14 protein-coding genes are annotated in these 19260 nt (G+C 74.8%); 8 read left to right on the top strand and 6 right to left on the bottom strand.

The genetic code is table 11. From position 1 onward, the window contains the following. Positions 1-19 precede the first annotated feature (19 nt). From AMK16_RS02995 to AMK16_RS02985, 3 genes are all read right to left on the bottom strand, one after another. A complete protein-coding gene (locus AMK16_RS02995; RefSeq protein WP_073908168.1) occupies positions 20-1534 on the bottom strand; it encodes an FAD-binding oxidoreductase in 1515 nt (504 codons plus the stop codon). A 329-nt stretch (positions 1535-1863) separates the two neighbouring features. Next, entirely contained in the window at positions 1864-2559 is a 696-nt protein-coding gene (locus AMK16_RS02990) for a class I SAM-dependent DNA methyltransferase (protein ID WP_073908165.1), read from the bottom strand. Positions 2560-2592: 33 nt separating this feature from the next. Further along, the gene (locus AMK16_RS02985; protein WP_073908162.1) at positions 2593-4107 is read right to left on the bottom strand and encodes an IucA/IucC family protein; all 1515 of its coding nucleotides are present in this window, start codon (positions 4105-4107) and stop codon (positions 2593-2595) included. Between the two features lie 109 nt (positions 4108-4216). Between AMK16_RS02985 and AMK16_RS02980 the strand changes: the two genes are divergently transcribed. Then, the gene (locus tag AMK16_RS02980; protein ID WP_073908159.1) at positions 4217-5842 is read left to right on the top strand and encodes an IucA/IucC family protein; all 1626 of its coding nucleotides are present in this window, start codon (positions 4217-4219) and stop codon (positions 5840-5842) included. 115 nt (positions 5843-5957) lie between these two features. Further along, complete coding sequence (locus tag AMK16_RS36960) at positions 5958-6875, top strand: winged helix-turn-helix domain-containing protein (RefSeq protein WP_073908156.1); 918 nt, start codon at positions 5958-5960, stop codon at positions 6873-6875. A 141-nt stretch (positions 6876-7016) separates the two neighbouring features. On the opposite strand, the gene AMK16_RS02970 is transcribed toward AMK16_RS36960, so the two are convergent. Continuing rightward, on the bottom strand, positions 7017-7445 hold the full coding sequence (locus AMK16_RS02970) for a MarR family transcriptional regulator (RefSeq protein ID WP_079191281.1): 429 nt from the start codon (positions 7443-7445) through the stop codon (positions 7017-7019). Positions 7446-7590: 145 nt separating this feature from the next. Here AMK16_RS02970 and AMK16_RS02965 point away from each other — a divergent pair, with 145 nt between their 5' ends. Beyond that, positions 7591-8556 (top strand): SigB/SigF/SigG family RNA polymerase sigma factor, encoded by a 966-nt coding sequence (locus AMK16_RS02965; RefSeq protein WP_073908153.1) that lies wholly within the window; start codon positions 7591-7593, stop codon positions 8554-8556. Positions 8557-8572: 16 nt separating this feature from the next. Here the strand turns inward: AMK16_RS02965 and AMK16_RS36955 are convergent, their stop codons facing one another. Then, positions 8573-9310: a VanZ family protein gene (locus tag AMK16_RS36955; RefSeq protein WP_242438540.1), complete on the bottom strand. Its 738-nt coding sequence runs from the start codon at positions 9308-9310 to the stop codon at positions 8573-8575. Positions 9311-9561: 251 nt separating this feature from the next. Here AMK16_RS36955 and AMK16_RS02955 point away from each other — a divergent pair, with 251 nt between their 5' ends. Both AMK16_RS02955 and AMK16_RS02950 read left to right on the top strand, forming a co-directional pair. Continuing rightward, a complete protein-coding gene (locus AMK16_RS02955) occupies positions 9562-10614 on the top strand; it encodes a quaternary amine ABC transporter ATP-binding protein (protein WP_073908150.1) in 1053 nt (350 codons plus the stop codon). After that, a complete protein-coding gene (locus tag AMK16_RS02950; RefSeq protein ID WP_073908147.1) occupies positions 10614-12407 on the top strand; it encodes an ABC transporter permease/substrate binding protein in 1794 nt (597 codons plus the stop codon). The genes AMK16_RS02955 and AMK16_RS02950 overlap by 1 nt, the downstream gene beginning before the upstream one ends. A gap of 648 nt (positions 12408-13055) precedes the next feature. Here the strand turns inward: AMK16_RS02950 and ligA are convergent. Then, on the bottom strand, positions 13056-15167 hold the full coding sequence (gene ligA, locus AMK16_RS02945; protein WP_073908144.1) for an NAD-dependent DNA ligase LigA: 2112 nt from the start codon (positions 15165-15167) through the stop codon (positions 13056-13058). Positions 15168-15454: 287 nt separating this feature from the next. On the opposite strand from ligA, the gene AMK16_RS02940 reads away from it, so the two are divergent. The 3 genes from AMK16_RS02940 (at position 15455) to AMK16_RS02930 (ending at position 19238) form a co-directional block, all read left to right on the top strand. Then, complete coding sequence (locus tag AMK16_RS02940; protein ID WP_073908141.1) at positions 15455-16060, top strand: TetR/AcrR family transcriptional regulator; 606 nt, start codon at positions 15455-15457, stop codon at positions 16058-16060. A 252-nt stretch (positions 16061-16312) separates the two neighbouring features. Beyond that, entirely contained in the window at positions 16313-18106 is a 1794-nt protein-coding gene (locus AMK16_RS02935) for a hydrogenase maturation protein (protein ID WP_073908138.1), read from the top strand. A 76-nt stretch (positions 18107-18182) separates the two neighbouring features. Continuing rightward, positions 18183-19238, top strand: coding sequence for a hydrogenase expression protein HypE (locus AMK16_RS02930; protein ID WP_073908135.1), 1056 nt, complete (start codon positions 18183-18185; stop codon positions 19236-19238). The last annotated feature ends 22 nt before the right edge of the window (positions 19239-19260 follow it).

Here is a 19260-nt window from a genome sequence, read left to right as displayed (position 1 = left end):
CCGGTGGCGGGCCCGGGGACTAGAGGGCCTGGGGGAAACGGAAGAGCCGGTCGGGGTCGTAGGTGCGCCGGACCTCCTCCAGCCGGGCGAGGTTCGGCCCGTAGTAGGCCTCGCGCCAGCCGACGAGCTTCGGGTCGGCATAGTTCTGGTACGCCCTGCCGGTCGCCCAGGGGCGCAGGTCCTGCCAGAGCCCGTCGAGCCAGCCCTGGTGGCGGGCCACCTCGGCGGCCGGCGCGGATTCGGGCCAGTAGGCGAGGTACTGGGCCAGGAAGGCGCTGTCGCGGTGGACGAAGGCGGTGGCGGCGGCCGGGACCCGGTTCACCGCGCCCCCGCAGACGCCGTCGAACTGCACCACCCCCCGGCCGCCGGGGGGAACCGAGGCGGCGTACCGCCGGACACCGGCCAGCACCGCGCGGACCGCCGCGTCCGGCAGCCCGGGACCCGCCCAGAAGTCGGAGCGCGCCGCGTACGAGGACCGCTCCAGCAGGCCCCGCGGGCCGCGGCCGGGCAGGGTCCCCGGCAGCCGGCACTGCTCGGCGGTCAGGTCCGCACAGCCCGAGAGGGCCCGTGCGGTCTCCCCCCAGCCGCGCACGACGACCCAGCTGTCCCGCAGCGGCGGGCCGACCAGGTCCGACAGCCGGGTCAACTGCCGCTCCAGCTCGCCGCGTCCGTCGAGGCACGCGACGCGGACCGCCGGGGGCCCCGCGGCCGCGCCGGCCTCTGCGGTGAACTCCACCTGGCTCCAGAACGGGTCCGGCAACGCGCCCAGCCAGCGCTGCCAGCCCCGCAGGACCGCTGCCGAGTCGGCTTCGGGCCAGTGCAGTTCGGCGAAGGCGCAGTCGTCGGCCCGGTGGGTGCGCAGGCGCAGTTCGGTGACGATCCCGAAGTTGCCGCCCCCGCCGCCGCGCAGGGCCCAGTACAGCTGTGGGTCCCGGTCGGTGGACACCTCGCGGACGGCCCCGTCGGGAGTGACCACCCGGGCGCCGATGAGCCGGTCGGCCGTGGTGCCGTGCGCCCGCGAGGCCGGCCCGAGGCCGCCGCCGAGGGTCAGCCCGGCGATGCCGACGGAGGGGCACAGCCCGGTCGGGACGGCGAGACCCCGCCCGGCGAGGGCGGAGTGGACGTCCCCCAGCCGGGCGCCCGCACCGATCCGGACGCCGTCCCCCTCCACCTCCACGGCGGCCATGGCCCCGGTGTCGATCACCAGGGCGGCCGCGCGGGTGGACCAGCCGGCGTAGCCGTGCCCGCCGCCGCGCGGGACGACGGGCGTCCCGGAGCGGCGGGCGAAGTCCAGGCAGACGGCGACGTCGCCCACGTGCGCGGGGTAGGCCACCGCGGCCGGAGCGACGGCGTCGTAGCGGGGCTGGAAGAGCTGCCGCGCCTCGGGGTAGTCCCCGTCGGCCGGGAGCACCAGCCGCCCGTCGATCCCGCGGGCGAGCGCGCCGTAGTCGGGGCCCCGCCCGGCCGCCGCCCCGACGCCGGCGAGGACGGCAGCGACCGCGCCGCCCAGGACCCGGCGCCGATGAAGGCTCATGCCTCCTTCCTCCCACCGCCCGCGCCGATCACGGCGAAGGCGGGCCCACACGCCTCCCGTTGACCCCCGAACGGCCCACGGCCGGAACCATCCGGCTTGTCATATGTTCCGGCCACCCCATGTCGGCGGGGCCGGGCCACGCCACGCCAGGCCGGCAAGACGGGTCAGGCCACGCCAGGCCAGGCCGACCGGGCCACGCCAAGCCGGTCCGGTCCGGGGTGACCCCGGACCGTCTCGGCCCCCGACGTGGACGTGCCCGGAGGCTGCGGAGGCCGACCGGCGATCCGCCCGACGGGCGGGGCGACCCCCGCGGCCGGGAGCCGGGAACCTCACGCGGGGCGTGCCCCGGCTTCGCCCGCGCCGGTGGCGGTGTCCGGGGCCTTTCGCGCGAGCAGGAACCCCCGCGGGGACTCCTCGTCACCGTCCGGCGCCCGCACCAGACGGGCCACCTCGGTCAGACCCGCCCCGGCGAGCAGCCCGGCCACCAGGTCCGGCGGGACCCGGTGGACGGGAAGGTCGACGGGGTGCCCGTAGGCCTGCTCCACCCGGACCCTCTCGTCACCCGCCTCGAAGGCGACCAGCGCGTGAGCGCCCGGCGCCAGCACCCGGGCGAACTCGGCGAACACCGGTGGCAGACCGGCGGGCGGCGTATGGATCGTGGAATGCCAGGCCAGGACCCCGCCGAGCACGCCGTCGGCGATGTCCAGTGCCGTCATGGAACCCACCTCGAACCGCAGCCCGGGATAGCTCCGGCGGGCCACCGCCACCATCGCCGGAGACAAGTCGACGCCGAAGGCCCGTACACCCATGCCGTCCAGACGCGCCGTCAACCGGCCCGGACCGCAGCCCAGGTCGGCGACGGCCCGGCCGCCGCCCTCACCGCCGCGCACGCACTCCGCGAACGCCGCCAGCATGGCCCGGTCCAGCGGTCTGTGGTCCAATTCCCGTCCGACCAGGCGCGCGTAGTCGACGGCGACGGCGTCGTAGGACGCCCGTACGGCGGTCAGGTACGAGGTCTCTGTCATGCCCCTGGACAGTAGCCCGCCCGGGCCCGCGACTCACGCCCCGGCCAGCGGATTGGCCAGCTCCGCCCACTGGTCGCCCGGAACAGCCGGGCTCAGCCGCATCAGCGTGAGCGCTTTGGTGGGCAGCGGCCCGGTGAGCAGCGCCTCGGTGTCCGGGGTGGCCGGCAGGCCCGCCGCCACACCGAGGTCCTCGGCGAAGGCACCGGCAGAGCCGGCCGTGGCAGCCAGCGCCCCGGTCAGCAGGGAGCCGAACAGCTTGCGCCGCAGCGCCGGCACCTCGTCGGTGACCAGCCGGCCCGACAGCGGCGGCACGGGCAGTCCGTGCCGCGCCAGCCGGGCCGGGCTGATCCGGATGTCCGCCAGGTCCCGGTAGACCAGGCGCAGGGGAGCGCCGGTGGGGGAGAGCACCACCAGCAGGTTCTGCCCGTGCGCCTCCAGGGCCACCCCGAGCTCCAGCACGCGCAGGCACACCGAGAGCGCGAGCCGGGCGAAGGCGCCCCGCCACACCGCCGAGCGCGCCTGCGGCAGCGAGGCCAGGGAGGCCACCGGCACCACCCGCTCGCCGGCCGCCGCGTCCGCGTAGGTCTCCGGCGGCTCGCGCAGCACGGCCGCCAGGTCCGGGCTGTGCGCGGTGACGGCGCCCAGCGTGCGGGTGATGTGCAGCCGGCCCTCCAGCCGCTGCGACAGCGTCTGGGCGAAGGCGGAGACGGCCGCAGCCGTCTCGATCGAGTAGCCGGAGATGTCCCGTACGGAGGAGGTCAGCCGGGTGCTCAACGCCGTCTTGACGTGCGGGCCGCCCGCCACCGGGGCGAAGGTCCGCAGGGCCATCAGCGGATGTCCGGCCGGGCCCGGCCGGGCCCGCTCCCGCCCCAGCACGTGCTCCGCCTGCCACGGGTGCACCGGCAGCAGGATCCGTCCGCCGTCGCGCAGCGCAGCCGGCCAGCCGCCCGTGACCAGGCACTCCCGCGCCCGTACGGCGACCAGCCCGAGCCGCACCACCGGCCGGTGCTCGGGCGCGTAGGCCAGCTCCTCGGCCACCGAAAAGCCCGGCCGGTAGCGGCAGTTGGGGTGGTACGGGTGCCCGTCGACCACCCGCTGCTCCCACTCCCAGGTGGCCGCCGCGGCGGTGTCGCGACCGGGAGACGGCTGCCCGGCGCGGGAGAGCGCGAGGGAGGCCGTGCCGGCGTCCAGCTCCGCGGCGAACTCCTCGCCGTGCGGCACTTTGAGGGCCGCCACCAGCCGGGCGGCCTGCCGGTAGCCCTTCCCGTCGAGCAGTAGTTCTTCCACGTACGCACCGGTGGCGTAAGGGTCCGGCGCCGGGCCCTCCAGCCGGCCGCCTCCGGCCAGCAGCACGGCCAGGCCCCCGGCACCCGCTTCGCGGCCCACGATCCAGGGCAGCGGTTCGCAGGCGAGGGCCCGCCACAGCCGGGTCAGCACGGCGGCCCGGGCGCCGCCGAGCGCAGCGGCGTAGGCGGTCCCGAGCTCGGGGCGCACGACGGCCAGCTCCGCCGCGACGGCCTCTTCGGCGGGGGAGGCGGGAAGGTACATGCGGGGCTCCGGACGTCGGGAGGTCGTTCTCCGTGATGATCACGTCATCATCGCGGATACTGAAGATCACGGCCGGTGGTCGCGTCCCGCGCACCGCCGGCGCACCCGGATGGACCGAATGGAACCTGTGGACCTCAACGCCGCCGCCGACGCGTACGCCGCCACCCCGCTCCTGAACTGCCTGCTGCGGGAGGCCGCCGAGCCGGTCGCACCGGCGGCCGCGGCGCACGATGCCGGGCCCGCGGCCGGGGTCCACGCCGCCGCCCCGTACGAGGAGGCGGCGCACGGGACCGCGGTGCACCGGCTCCTCGGCAGCGGCCGGATGCTCCGGGTGCGGGGCGGCCGCCGGCCCGAGCGGCCGGAGGTGCGCACGGCGGACGGCTGGCACCTGCTCGACCACTCCGAGCTGGTCAAACTGGTCGCCGACGAGCTGCGCCAGTACACCGGCGTCCCGAACGGCGAACTGCCCGTCGAGATCACCGACAGCCGCGACACCGTCGCCGCGCTGCTGGCCGCCCGGGCCACCGCCGACGCGCCCGCGGACCCGTACGTCCTCTCCGAGCAGTCCCTCGTCATGGGCCACCCGCACCACCCCGCTCCCAAGGCCCGCGGCGGGGCGCCGGCCGGGAGCTGGCTGCCCTACGCGCCGGAGGCCCACGCCCGCTTCCCGCTGGTCTTCCTGGGAGTGCGCGAGGACCAGGTGGCCGAGGAGGGCGGGCGTGCCGCCGCGACCGCCCTCGACTCCCTGGCCGACGCCCTCGACGGGCCGCGCCCGCCCGCCGGATACCGGCTGCTGCCCGCGCACCCGTGGCAGCTGGACCTGGTGGGCTCGCGGACGCCCGTCCGCGAGGCCCTCGCGGACGGGCGGCTGCTGCACCTCGGCCCGAGCCGTCTGCCGGCGTGGCCCACCGCCTCGATCCGGACCCTGTACGTCCCCGGGCAGGCCGACCTGTTCGTGAAGTTCAGCCTCGACGTCCGGATCACCAACGACGTGCGCCGGCTGTGGCGCCACGACCTGCTGAAGCTGCGCCGCACCGACGCGGCGGTCGAGGCCGGTTTCGCCGCGCTGCGCCACGCCGGCTCCCCGGCCGCCTGGCTCGGCGACCGGGGCTACCGCACCGCCGGCTTCGCCTTCGAGGAACTCGCCGTCCTGGTCCGCGACGGCCTCCACGACGCGCACGCCCACACGCTCCCGGGGGCCACCCCGCTGCTGGCGGCCGCCCTCGCCGAAGGCCACGACGGCGGCCCGACGGTGGGGGGCGGCGACCCGGCGGGGTGGTGGCGCGCATACCTGCGGCAGGTGGTGGCGCCGGTGCTGGAGCTGTTCGCCCGCCACGGCATCGTGCTGGAGGCCCACCTGCAGAACACCCTCATCGCCGTCGGCGCGGACGGCCTGCCGGTGCAGGCCCTCTTCCGCGACGCGGAGGGGGTCAAGCTGCTGCCCGACGCGGGCCGTGCGGCGGCCTGGCAGCGTCTGGTGTACTGCCTGGTCGTCAACAACCTGGCGGAAATGGCGGGAGCGCTGTCCCATCGGCATCCGGACATCTCCGCGCTCCTGTGGCCGGCCGTACGGGAGGAGTTCCTGCGCTACGACGCGACGCGCGGGCTCCCCGAGATCGCCGAGCTGCTCAGCGCTCCCAGCCTGCCGGCCAAGACCAACCTGCTGCTGCGCTGGACCGGGGCGGACGGCGCGGACGCCCGCTATCTGCCGCTGCCGAACCCGCTGCGGGGGTAGGGAATCGGCCAAGGTGGTGCGCGTACCTCCCCACCCGCCCACTCAGAGGTATAGACCAATGCTAGGTTGGCCGGGCAGACCGCGCAGTCCTTGACCATCCGTCAGAGGAGTAGCCATGCCCTCCCCTTCGCGGGGCGGCGGCCCGGCCGCCGCCTTGCCCAAGTACCAGCGGATCGCCGCAGAGCTGCGGCGCGAACTCGACCGCGCCGCCCTCACGCCGGGTGGCCGGCTGCCTTCCGAACGCAGCCTGGCCGCCCGCTACGAGGTCAACCGGCAGACCATCAGGGCCGCGCTCCAGCACCTGCGCGAGGAGGGCCTCGTCGTCACCGGCCGCCGCGGCACCCGCCCGGCCGGTGCGTCCGGTGCGGGGGCCGCCGGTGAGGCCGGCGTCCTCGCCGTCGGTGAGGCCGGTGCCCGGGCCGCCGCGACGGCCGGCCGGGGCGGCGGCGGCGCCGGCTCCAGGGGCGACGCCCGGGCTGCCGAATCCGGCACGCCGGCCGGCCCGCCCCTCCCCGAGACGGAGCCGGCGACCGCGGCCCCATACGTGCCGGTCCCCGTCCTCGCGCACAGCTGGCTCACAGTGGTCACCGTGCCGCCATCGCTCGCCGCGCTGCTGGGCCTCGGCGGGGGCGAGCACACCCTGGTCCACCACCACCGCGAACGCGGCCCAGCGGGGGAGACCCTGCGGCACGCCGTCACCTACCTCGGGCCCGGCGTCTTCGAGCAGAGCCCCGAACTGGCCCGCTACCGGGACCGGCCCGCCTCGGTCCGCGACGAGGACCTCGGCCCGCTGCACCGCTGGCTGGAGCGCGCCGCCTCGGCCGGGCGGGTCGCCGAGACCCTCACCATGACCCGCACCACCCACCCGCGGGCCGCTTCCCGGGCCGGCGGCCTGACCGTGCGCCGCACCCTGCACGACTCCCGCGGGCGGCTGCTGGCCGTCACCGACCTGGCCTACCCCGCCCGGGACAGCCTGACCTTCCACCGCGACCGCGGAGACCAGGCGGCCACCGGCTTCCGCGTGATCCCGTAGGTGCCCGGCGAGCGCGGACGCGAGCGCGAGCCGGCGACGCGGCGACGCCATGAGTGCGGTCTCGTGGTCATGCGGGCACGGCTGGGGCGGCGGCGGGCGGCACAAGGGGAGTCGGCCCCGCAGGGGGAGGGGCGAACGGGGCTACTGAGCGGTGTCCGAAGCGAGTTCCGGCAAGGGAGCGCCGCCTATGAGCCCTCCCTCGGGCTCCCCGGCCTCCTCGGGGCCGTCCGTGTCCGGGTCCGTGTCGGGGCTCGGCGCGGGCGCGTCGGGGTCCGCGGGGGCGCCGGTGAGGAGGGCGAGCAGGCCGGCGACCTGGACGCCGGCCTCGGCCGGGTGGCGGAAGACGGCGCCGGGGGAGATCTCGTAGCGGTTGCGCCGGCCGTCGCGGACGCGCCGCAGGTACCCGTCCGTCTCCAGGTCGGTGACGATCGTCTGCACGGTGCGTTCGGTCAGTCCGCAGACCGCGGCGACGTCCCTGAGCCTAACGGCCGGGTCCCGGGCGATGGCCACCAGAACACGGGCGTGATTGGTCAGGAATGTCCAATTCTGACGCTGAGACATACTCCCCATGGGCTCATGATGCGTTACATCATTCATGTGATGCAAGACGTGAAATGCATTTCCGGTAATTCTTGACGTAAGAGCTGAAGCCGACCACTATCTACCGCAGTCAAGGTCCCGCGCCGCAAGCCGACCAGCCCAAGGAGCGAACCCCATGCCGGTCCCTGCCCCGTCCCTCTCCGCCGCCGACCCCAGCACCGCCCCCGCGTCCGCCGTCGTCCCCGCCCCGCGCCGCAGCGCCGAGGTGGCACGCACGGCCGGCCTGCCCCGGATCGACGACCCCCGGGAGATGGCCCCCTCGGACGCCCGGGAGCTGTCGAAGGTCTTCTTCAGGCGGCTGCGCGAGCTCAGCGAGGGCACCCCGGAGTACCAGTACGTCCGCAACACCCTCATCGAGATGAACGCCTCACTCGTCCAGTACGCGGTGCGGCGCTTCCGCAACCGCGGCGACGGCGGCGACCTCGAGGACATTGTCCAGGTCGGCACCATCGGGCTCATCAAGGCCATCGACCGGTTCGACCCGAGCCGCGAGAACGAGTTCTCCACGCTCGCCATGCCGTACATCACGGGCGAGATCAAGCGGCACTTCCGTGACACCACCTGGGCGGTGCGGGTCCCGCGCCGGCTCCAGGAACTGCGCATCGACATCGCCAAGGCGAAGGAGGCGCTCACCACGGAGCTCGACCGCTCGCCCACCGTCGCGGACCTCGCCGAGCACCTCGGCCTCTCCGAGGAAGAGGTCATCGAGGGCCTCTTCGCGGCGAACGGCCACACGAGCGGCTCGCTGGACGCCCCGCAGGGCGTGCAGGCCGAGTACGGCGGCCAGTCCGAGGGGCACACGCTCGCCGACGTCATGGGCGAGGAGGAGCCGGCCATGGAGCTGGTCGAGGACATCCAGACCCTGGCGCCGCTGCTGGAACAGCTCACCGAGCGGGAGCGCCAGATGCTGCGGATGCGCTTCGGTCAGGAGCTGACCCAGGCCCAGATCGGCGCCGAGCTGGGCATTTCCCAGATGCAGGTCTCCCGGCTGCTGACGCGCCTGCTCGGGCACCTGCGCGCCTCCATGCTCCAGGACGGGCCGGCGGCCGCGGCCGGAGCCACGGCCGCCGTCCGGGCCTGACCGGTGGACGCACTCCTCACCCGGCGGAGGACCGCCGGGTGAAACGGTGCCACCAGTGGTGGCGCCGCGGGTGCACCGCGCGGCCCAGTCGCCGCCCCAGCAGCAGGTAGCCCAGCAGGGCCCCCGCCGTGTTGAGGATCACATCGTCGACGTCGAAGGCCCGGCCGGTGACCAGCGCCCCCTGGACCAGCTCGACGAGCGTCATCACGACCGTCGTGCACACCGCCACCCGCGCCAGGCCCCGCGCCTGCGGCACCAGGACCGGCAGCAGGATCCCGAACGGCACACCCAGCAGCAGGTTCCCGCCGACCTGCCGCATGGTCTCCCGGAACGTCCCGTGGTCCAGGTAGGCCCGTATGGACTGGCCCGGGTGCACGTTGCTGTAGGTCAGCGCCGTAGAGGCCGGGGAGGGCTCCAGCGTCAGGCGCGCGAGGACCACGCTGAAGGCCACCATCCCGGCGAGCGCCGCCACCATCGCCACCGCCCGGACCACGGGATGCGCGGGCGGGCGCTCCCGCACCGCAGCGCCTTCCGTGGCGGGCGGGGGTTCCGTCCGCTCCCGCACCGCAGCGCCTCCCGCCGCGGGCGGGGCTTCCGTCCGCTCCCGCACCGCAGCGCCTCCCGCCGCGGGCGGGGCTTCCCTCCGCTCCCGCACCACGGCACCCGGCCCGGCGGAGGCCACCGGGGCCTTCGGTTCCGGCGTCGCCCGCCTGCCCCACATCGGCTTCAGCTGCGTGATCCTGATTGGCTTCATGGGCCGCAGATACCCGCCCGGGGCCGTTCGATCCGCGTCGGTCCCGACGGTCCGGGATGCGGGACGCCGGCGTGAGGTGAGTCACCTTTGCGTTTGCTCTCGTGAACGACGGGAACCAGCGCAGCTGGAGCGGAACCATGCCTTCCGGCCCTCTCGGGCCCTGGCATGGCGCACGCGGGCAGATCCCGTCCCGCTCCGCGGCACGCCGCCCCGCCCGGCGCGCCGTACCCGGTACGACCCGCGAGGTGTATGTGTCCACGCTCCAGGCCGAACACGTCTACAAGGTGTTCGGAAGACGACCCGACGACGCCGTACGAGCGCTCTCGGCCGGCGCCGACCGCGACGAGCTGCGTGCCGACGGGACGACGGCCGCGGTCATCGACGCCTCCTTCCGCGTCGAGCCCGGCCAGATATTCGTCGTCATGGGTCTGTCGGGATCCGGCAAGTCCACGCTCCTGCGCATGCTCAACGGACTGCTGGAGCCCACCGCAGGGCGCATCCTCTTCGACGGCGAGGACCTCACCGGGCTCAGCCCGCGCGAGCTGCGCCGCGTACGCTCCACCAAGATCAGCATGGTCTTCCAGCACTTCGCGCTCTTCCCGCACCGCGACGTCCTGGAGAACGCCGCCTACGGTCTGGAGGTCCAGGGTGTCCCCCGGGCCGAGCGCGAACGCCGGGCCGCCGAGGCACTGGCGCTGTGCGGGCTCGGCGGCTGGGAGAAGTCCTGGCCCGACGAGCTCTCCGGCGGCATGCAGCAGCGCGTCGGCCTCGCCCGCGCGCTGGCCACGGACGCCGACCTGCTGCTGATGGACGAGTCCTTCAGCGCCCTCGACCCGCTGATCCGCCGGGACATGCAGGACCAGCTCCTCGAACTGCAGAAGCGCCTGAAGAAGACCATCGTCTTCATCACCCACGACCTCAACGAGGCCATGCGCCTGGGCGACGGCATCGCGGTCATGCGCGACGGCCGCATCGTCCAGCAGGGCACGGCCGAGGACATCCTCACCCGCCCGGCCGACGAGTACGTCGCCTCCTTCATCCAGGACGTCGACCGCTCGCGCGTGCTCACGGCGGACGCCGTCATGGACGGGCCCCCCGCCGACGCGGACGCCTGTGACTGCCCCACCGTCACCGCGGACACCCCGCTCGCCGACCTGTGCGCCGTCAGCGCCCGCGTCCCGCACCCGGTCGCCGTCACCGGCACCGACGGCGAAGTCGTCGGCTCCGTGCCGCAGGACCGTCTCATCGCCTTCATCGGGGACGAACAACGGCCCCCGATGGCCTGCGCGGAGGTGGCGGCCTGATGCCCCACCTGCACCTCGGCGACTGGGTCGACAGCGGTGTCGACTTCCTCCAGCGCCACCTGTCCTGGCTGTTCGACGCCATCACCGCGCTCGTCACCGGCCTCTACGACGGCATCGACGCCGTCCTGTCGGCGCCCGCCCCGCTGCTGTTCGCGGGCATCCTCGCCGTCGCGGCCTGGTGGCTGCGCGGGCTCCTCGCGGGCCTGCTGGCCTTCGCGGGTTTCGCACTCGTGGACTCCGTCGGCCTGTGGGACGACGCCATGTCCACGCTGTCGCTGGTCCTGGTGGCCACGCTCGTCACGCTCGTCTTCGCCCTCCCGCTCGGCATCTGGGCCTCGCGGTCCGACCGGGTCAGCGCCGTCCTGCGGCCCGTCCTGGACTTCATGCAGACCATGCCGGCCATGGTCTACCTCATCCCCGGCATCATCTTCTTCGGGGTGGGCGTCGTGCCCGGGATCATCGCGACCATCATCTTCGCGCTGCCGCCCGGCGTGCGCATGACCGAACTCGGCATCCGCCAGGTCGACCCGGAACTGGTCGAGGCCGCCGACGCCTTCGGCACCACGCCGCGGGACACCCTCGTCCGCGTCCAGCTGCCGCTGGCCCTGCCCACCATCATGGCGGGCGTCAACCAGGTCATCATGCTCGGCCTGTCCATGGTCGTCATCGCCGGCATGGTCGGCGGCGGCGGACTGGGCGGCGCCGTCTACCGGGCCATCGGCAACGTCGACATCGGCCTCGGCTTCGAGGCGGGCGTCTCCATCGTCATCCTGGCCATGTACCTCGACCGCATGACCGGGGCGCTCGGCCGCCAGGTCTCCCCGCTCGGCCGGCGCGCCCTCGCCAAGGCGCGGACCGCCGCCACCGGCGCGTGCAAGCTCTGGAACCACCGCCCCCGGCCCGCCTACGCGATCACCGGGGCCGTCGTCCTCGCCCTCGTCGCGGGCGGCATGAGCACCTTCGCCGGCTCCGCCGGGAAGACCGGCCCGAAGGGCGCCGCGGACGTCGGCAAGGGCCGCACGCTCTCCCTCGGCTACATCCCCTGGGACGAGGGCATCGCCTCCACTTTCCTGTGGAAGGAACTCCTGGAGCGGCGCGGCTTCGAGGTCGATGCGCGCCAGCTGGAGGCCGGGGCGCTCTACACCGGCCTGGCCGGCGGGCAGCTCGACTTCCAGACGGACTCCTGGCTGCCCGTGACGCACGCCCAGTACTGGGAGAAGTACGGGAACAAGCTGGAGGACCTCGGCTCCTGGTACGGGCCCACCTCGCTGGAGCTGTCCGTGCCCTCCTACGTGAAGGACGTGCGCTCCCTCGCCGATCTGAAGGGCAAGTCCGCCCAGTTCAAGGGCCGCATCATCGGCATCGAGCCGAGCGCCGGCGAGATGTCCATCCTGAAGGACGAGGTCCTCAAGGAGTACGGCCTGGAGGGCGAGTACCAGGTCGTCGACGGGTCCACCCCCGGCATGCTCGCCGAGCTGAAGCGGGCGTACGAGAAGAAGGAGCCCGTCGCGGTCGTGCTGTGGTCGCCGCACTGGGCGTACTCCTCCTACGAGCTCACCAAGCTGGAGGACCCGAAGGGCGCCTGGGGCAAGGGCGACGGGATCCACACCCTGGCGCGCAAGGGCTTCGCCGCCGACGAGCCGGAGGTGGCCGAGTGGCTGCGCTCCTTCAAGCTCACCGAGGAGCAGCTGACCAGTCTGGAAGCGAAGATCCAGACCACCGGCAAGGGCAAGGAGCAGCAGGCGGTCCGCGCCTGGCTGGCCGACCACCCCGAGGTCGGCACACCGGCCTGACCGGCGGCCCCGCAGTCGGGAACGCCAGGCGCCGACGGGCGCGGGACCTCGTACGGTCCCGCGCCCGTCGGCGCCTTCGCACGTCCGGTCCGGGCTCGGCAGGCGTCTTCGCACGTATGGTTCCGGCTCGGCCGGCGCTTCCGTACGTACGGTCCCGGCTCGGCGGCGCTTCCGTACGTACGGTTCCGGCCCCGTGCCGGCGTCCCGTCCCGTACGGGCCGCGGTGGAGCCCGGGCCCGGCGGCGGGCGCGGGCGGTCACCAAGGGCCCTGGAGAGGACCGGAACACACCGGTCGGTCACACCTCCGACCAGCCGGAACACTGGAGGATCCGCCCGTGCGGACGGGGACCGGTCCATGGCACGCGATCAGTCCCCCCGCACGACCAGGGAGCCCTCATGCGCGATCCGCACCCCACCCCGCTCGTGGCCGCACCCGAGCGCTCCCCCGAGCCCGGTCCGCTGCCCGGCTGTCCGGTGTGCGAGGGCGCCCCGGACCGGATCTCCTGGCGCCAGCGGCCCGGAGAACCGGTGGTAGTGGCCTTCGACCCCTGCGGCCACCGGTGGGTCTCACCGGCCCCGCCGGTCCTGGCGGTCACCAAGGTCGTCACGGCCGCCGCCGGGCCCGGGGAGCGGGCCACCGCAACCGGCTCAGCGGGTGAGGAAGGCCGCGATCCGCTCGGCGAAGGCGTCCTCGCCCACGATCTCGATCCCGGCCTGCTGCGCCTTGGCCACCTTGCCGCCCGCCTTCTCGCCGGCCACGAGCAGGGTCGTCCGCCCCGAGACGCCGCTCGCGGACCTGCCGCCCGCGCGCTCGATCAGCTCGCGGACCTTGTCGCGGGTGTCGTAGGCCGCGAGCGCACCCGCCATCCGGCCGGTGACCACCACGGTCTGGCCGGCCAGCGGTGCGGCCCCTTCGGCGGCCCCGTCCTCCGCACCGCCACCGGCCCCCGCCTCACCGGCGCCCGCCTCACCGGCGCCCGCCCCGACAGGGGGCCCGGCCTGCGGCTCCGTCAGGTTGACCCCGGCGGCCGCGAGCTTGTCGATGACCGGCCCGAGCGCCGCGACCTGGGCGACGATCGCCGCCGCCTTCGCGTCGCCGACCAGCTCCACCGCCGTCATCGCCGCCGCGTCGGCGGCCCGGACGGCCTCCATGGTCCCGAAGTGGCGGGCGATCCGCCGGGACATGCCGCGCCCGGTGCCGAGGACGCCGAGGGCGCAGAACACCCGTGACAGGGGCCGGTCCTTGGCCGCCTCGATCTGCTCCCGCAGCCTCACCGCCCGCTTGTCGCTGCCGGCGGCCAGCGCGAGGCGGGCGTGGTCCAGCGTGAACAGGTCCGCCACGTCCCGGACCGCGCCCGCCTCGACGAGCGCCCGTACGTACTTCTCGCCCAGGCCGTCGATGTCGAGCTGGTCGCGCCCGGCGGCGTACAGGACCGCTGCGATCCGCCCGCAGTCGGCCGGCTGCGCGCAACGCCACCGCTCCTGGGAGCGGTCGATCTCCCCGCCGCAGCCGGGGCAGACGGCCGGCGGCTCGACCGGCCGCTCCTGCCCGGTGCGCAGAGCCACGACCGGAGCCTCCACGCGCGGTATGACGTCCCCTGCCTTGCAGACGGTCACGACGTCCCCGATGCGCAGCCCCCGGCGCTCGATGTCGGCGGGATTGTGGAGCGTGGCGTGCCGCACCACCGAACCGTCGATCTCCACCGGTTCGAGGACCGCGGTGGGCGCGAGCACGCCCGTGCGGCCCACGGACCAGGTCACCTCCAGCAACCGGGTGCGCCGCTGCGCGGCGGGCAGTTTGTAGGCCGTCGCCCAGTGCGGATGGCGCGAGCCGCTGCCGGCGGCCGTCTGCTCCTCCACGGCGTTCAGCTTGACGACGACCCCGTCGATCCCGAACGGCAGCCGGGGGCGGAGCGCGGCGATGCGGTCGACCTGCTCCTGCACCCCGGCGATCGTGTCCACCACCGTCAGACCGGCGGGGGTGTCGGCAGCGGTGCGCACGCCGGCCGCGCCGAGGTACGCCATCAGTTCGGCGTGCGTGGCGCCGGGGAGCGTGTCGCCGCCGTCCTGGCCGACCGCGCCGAAGGCCCAGAAGCTCATCTCCACGGTGTAGGGGCGGCCCTTGGCCCGCAGCGTGCCGGCCGCGCCGTTGCGGGCATTGGAGAAGGGGCCGGCCCCGTGCTCGGCGCGCACGGCGTTCGCCCGCTCGAACTGCTCGGTGGTCAGCAGGACTTCGCCGCGCACCTCGAACGAGGCGGCCGTGGCCAGCTCGCGGGGAAGACCGGTGATCGTGCCGATCGCGTGCGAGACGTCCTCGCCGCCGGCGCCGTTGCCCCGTGTGACGAGCTGGACCAGCCGGCCGTCGCGGTAGCGCGCGGCCAGCGAGGCCCCGTCGAGCTTGAGTTCCACCGCGTACCCGCCCGTGACGGGCGCGCCGAGCCGCCGCACGAGCGAGGCCTCCCAGTCCAGCAGCTCCTGCGGGCCGAAGACGTTGCCCAGCGAGAGCATCGCCGCCGTGTGCGCCACGTCCCCGGCCGGCACGGCCCCGCCCGCCACCTTGCCCGTGGGCGACGCGACGTCGGCGTGCTGCGGATACCGCTCCTCGTAGGCCCGTATCAGTCCGAGGAGCAGGTCGAACGAGGCGTCGTCCAGGGCGGATTCCCCGCTGCCGTAATACGCGGCGGACGCCCTGAGGGCGGCGCCGATCGCATCCGCGTACTCGTCGCGGCCGGCCAGGGCGGGAGGGGTGGTCGTCGTCATGCCGTGATCTTCGCGCAGGGGTCTGACAACGCCCCGTGCGAGCGGCCGCACGGCGCCCGGCGGGGGCGCCGCAGTGGTCAGGCGTCGGCGGGGCCGCCGGCCGGGCCTGCCGGCGGACCCGCCGAGGGGGTGGCCCCCGGCCGGGGTTGCCGCGGGCGCTCGCCGACTCCCCTCGGCGCGTCCACCTCCACGCCGCCCCGTGACGGGGTGGCGTTGGTACGTCGGTACCATGAAATTTGCACGGGGGCCCCGCGGGCGGGCCGCACCGACGGGCGGAGACGGACCGGATGCCGAAGCGCGTGGACCACGAGGAGCGGCGCAGCCAGATCGCGGAAGCCCTGGTCGCCGTCGCCGCCCGGCGCGGGCTCCACGCGGTCGGCATGCGCGACGTGGCGGCCGAGGCGGGGGTATCCCTGCGCCTGGTCCAGTACTACTTCGAGACGAAGGAGAAGCTCCTCCTCTACGGGCTGCGCCACCTCGCCGAAGGCTTCGGCCTCCGCGTCGCCGCGCGGATGCGGGCCGCCGGGGAGGAGCCCGGCCCCCGCTTGGCCATCGAGGCGCTGCTGGCGGAGGCGCTGCCCACCGATGAGGCCGGCCGTACCTTTCACATCGTCTACACCGCGTACGCCGCACTGGCGCTGACGGATCCGGCGCTGGCCGCCCAGCCGTTCATCGACGCCCCGAACGCCGCCGAAGACGCCGTGACCGGCCTCCTGGAACAGGCCGTCGAGGCGGGGCAGGCCGCCCCCGGCACGGACCCGCGGACCGAGGCGATCACCCTCCTCGCCCTGTCGGCGGGGCTCGGCACCAGCGTCCTGGTGGGCCAGCGCACCCCGGATTCCGCCGCGGCGGTCCTGCGCCACCACCTGGACCGGATCTTCCCGGCCGCCTGATCCGCGTGCCCGGGCGCCGCCGAATCGGCACCTGTTCCGTGTACCCGGGCCGCTGGCGGAGTCGACGCCCGTTCCGCGTGCCCGGGCTGCCGCCGAGTGGCCGCCGGTGCACGCGCTTTCGAGTGACATCACCGCTCGGCTCCGGGCGTGCCGCGGCCCGCGTACCCGACCATCTCAGGCGGCCGGTCATGCTCCGGTCATGATCAGCCGGGCGCCCGTCGTCGCGGCTCCGGGTCGCCGCTGGGAGATCACGTGCACGTCCTGCTCGTCGCGAGCGCCTTCAACAGCCTGACACAGCGGGTCCACGCCGAACTGCGCGACCTGGGCCACAGCGTGGCGGTCGAGATCGCCCTGCCCGCCGCCCCGCTCGACGCCTCCGTCGTCCGCCACCACCGGCCCGACCTCGTGATCGCCCCCATGCTGCGCACCGCCATCCCCGAGGAGGTCTGGACCGCACACACCTGCCTGATCGTCCATCCCGGGCCGGTCGGCGACCGCGGCCCCTCCTCCCTGGACTGGGCCATCCGGGAACAGGCGGCGACCTGGGGCGTCACCGTCCTGCAGGCCGAGGCCGAGATGGACGCCGGCGCCGTCTGGGCCCACGCCGCATGTCCCCTGCCGCCCGTCGGCAAGAGCGACCTCTACCGCGGCGAGATCGCCGACGCGGCCCTGGAGGCCGTCGTCCTCGCCGTCGAGCGCTTCGCCTCCGGCACCTACGCGCCCCGGCCGCAGACCGGCGGACGCGCCCGTCCCGCCATGCGGCAGGAACACCGGCGCATCGACTGGCGCACCGACCCCACCGCACACGTCCTGCGGACCCTGCGCGCCGCCGACTCGCAGCCCGGCGTACGGGACGAGCTGCTGGGCGAGCAGTGGTTCCTGCACGGCGGCCACCCGGTCCACCCGCACGAGGGCCTGCGCGGCCGCCCCGGGGAACTGCTGGCGACCCGGGCGGGTGCCATCTGCCGGGCCACCGCCGACGGCGCCGTCTGGATCCCGGAGCTGCGGGCCCCGCGCGCGCCCGGCGGCCCCGCCGCGCCCAGACTGCCCGCGACCGTGGCCCTCGCCCACCGTCTGCCCCCGCTGCCGGAGCTCCCCGCCCCGCTCTCCGCCCCGCTCCATGCCGGCCCGCGCGAGAGCGCCTGGTCCGACATCGGCTACCGGGAGGAGGGGCGGACCGGCTTCCTGTCGTTCTCCTTCCCGGGCGGCGCCATGAGCACCGACCAGTGCCGCCGGCTGCTGGACGCCTACCGCGCCGCCTGCGCCCGCCCCACCGGCGTCCTCGTCCTGGGCGGCGGCCGCGACTTCTTCTCCAACGGCATCCACCTCGGTGTCATCGAGGCGGCCCCCGACCCCGCCGCCGAATCCTGGGCCAACATCAACGCCATGGACGACCTCGTCGAGGCGGTCCTCACCACCACCGACCGCCTGGTCGTCAGCGCGCTCGGCGGCAACGCCGCCGCCGGAGGGGTCATGCTCGCCCTCGCCGCCGACGAGGTCTGGTGCCGCTCCGGCGTCGTCCTCAACCCGCACTACCGCCTGATGGGCCTGTACGGTTCCGAGTACTGGACGTACACCCTTCCTCGCCGCGTCGGCGCCGGCGTCGCGGACCGCCTCACGAGCGAAGCCCTGCCTCTGAGCGCCGACGCAGCCCAGCGGCTCGGCCTCGTCGACCGCACGATCCCCTGCGCCCCCGGGGCCTTCGCCGGGGAGACCGCACGGCTCGCCGCCCAGCTGGCCGCCCTGCCCGGCGCAGCCGCCCGGATCGCCGGAAAGAAGGCGTTCCGCGACCGCGACGAGGCCGAGAAGCCCCTGTCCGCCTACCGGGAGGCCGAGCTGGAGCGGATGCGCCGGACCTTCTTCGACCCGCAGGCGCCCTATCACGCCCTGCGCCGCGCCTTCGTGCGCAAGGAGCCCCAGGCCGGCACCCCGCCGCACCTCGCGCGTCCCGCGGCGGGCCGGCACACCGCCCCGCTGCCCTCCCGGCGCGCCCGCGTCACTGGACTGGCCGCACATGACGCAGCACGCGGGGCCCGCGGCTGCTAGCAAGAAGGGTGAGGCCGGGAACGCCACCGCCTCGCTCCCGTACCCCTCCCCGAACCCCTCCCCAAGGAGGCACTCCATGGTTCAAGAAACCCCGGCGCCGGCAGAGGATCCCCCGATCCACATCCTCTGGATCAACGCGGGCCTCAGCTGCGACGGCGACTCGGTCTCCCTGACAGCAGCCATGCAGCCCAGCATCGAAGAGATCGTCACCGGCGCGCTGCCCGGGCTGCCCAAGATCGCGGTGCACTGGCCGCTGATCGACTTCGAATGCGGGCCGGTCGGCGGAGCGGACACCTTCATCGAGTGGTTCTTCAAGGGGGAGCGGGGCGAGATCGACCCGTTCGTGCTCGTCGTCGAAGGCTCGATCCCCAATGAGAAGATCAAGCCCGAAGGCTACTGGTGCGGCTTCGGCGACAACCCGGAGACCGGCCAGCCCATCACCACCAGCGAATGGATCGACCGGCTGGCCCCCAAGGCCCTGGCCGTCGTCGCCATCGGCACCTGCGCCACCTACGGCGGCATCCACGCCATGGAGGGCAACCCGACCGGCGCCATGGGCCTGCCCGACTACCTGGGCTGGGACTGGACATCCAAGGCCGGCATCCCGATCGTGTGCGTACCGGGCTGCCCCATCCAGCCGGACAACTTCTCCGAGACCCTGACCTACCTGCTCTACCAGGCGGCGGGCTCCGCCCCGATGATCCCCCTCGACGACAAACTGCGCCCGACCTGGCTCTTCGGCCAGACCGTGCACGAGGGGTGCGACCGCGCCGGCTACTACGAGCAGGGCCAGTTCGCCAAGACCTACGACTCGCCCAAGTGCCTGGTCAAGCTGGGCTGCTGGGGTCCCGTCGTCAAGTGCAACGTCCCCAAGCGCGGCTGGATGGCCGGCATCGGCGGCTGCCCCAACGTCGGCGGCATCTGCATCGCCTGCACGATGCCCGGCTTCCCCGACAAGTTCATGCCGTTCATGGACGAACCCCCCGGCGCCAAGCTGTCCAGCAAGGCCAGCGGCGCGTACGGGGCCGTGGTGCGCCGGCTGCGCTCGGTCACCGGGCACACCGTGGACCAGGAGCCGAAGTGGCGCCACACCGGCGAAAAGCTGACCACGGGCTACCGCCCGCCCTGGTGACCGCCGGGGCGGTCCTCATCCC

The sequence above is a fragment of the Streptomyces sp. CB00455 genome (assembly GCF_001905445.1).
GTDB lineage: Bacteria > Actinomycetota > Actinomycetes > Streptomycetales > Streptomycetaceae > Streptomyces.
This window is presented reverse-complemented; position numbering and strand designations above follow the sequence as displayed.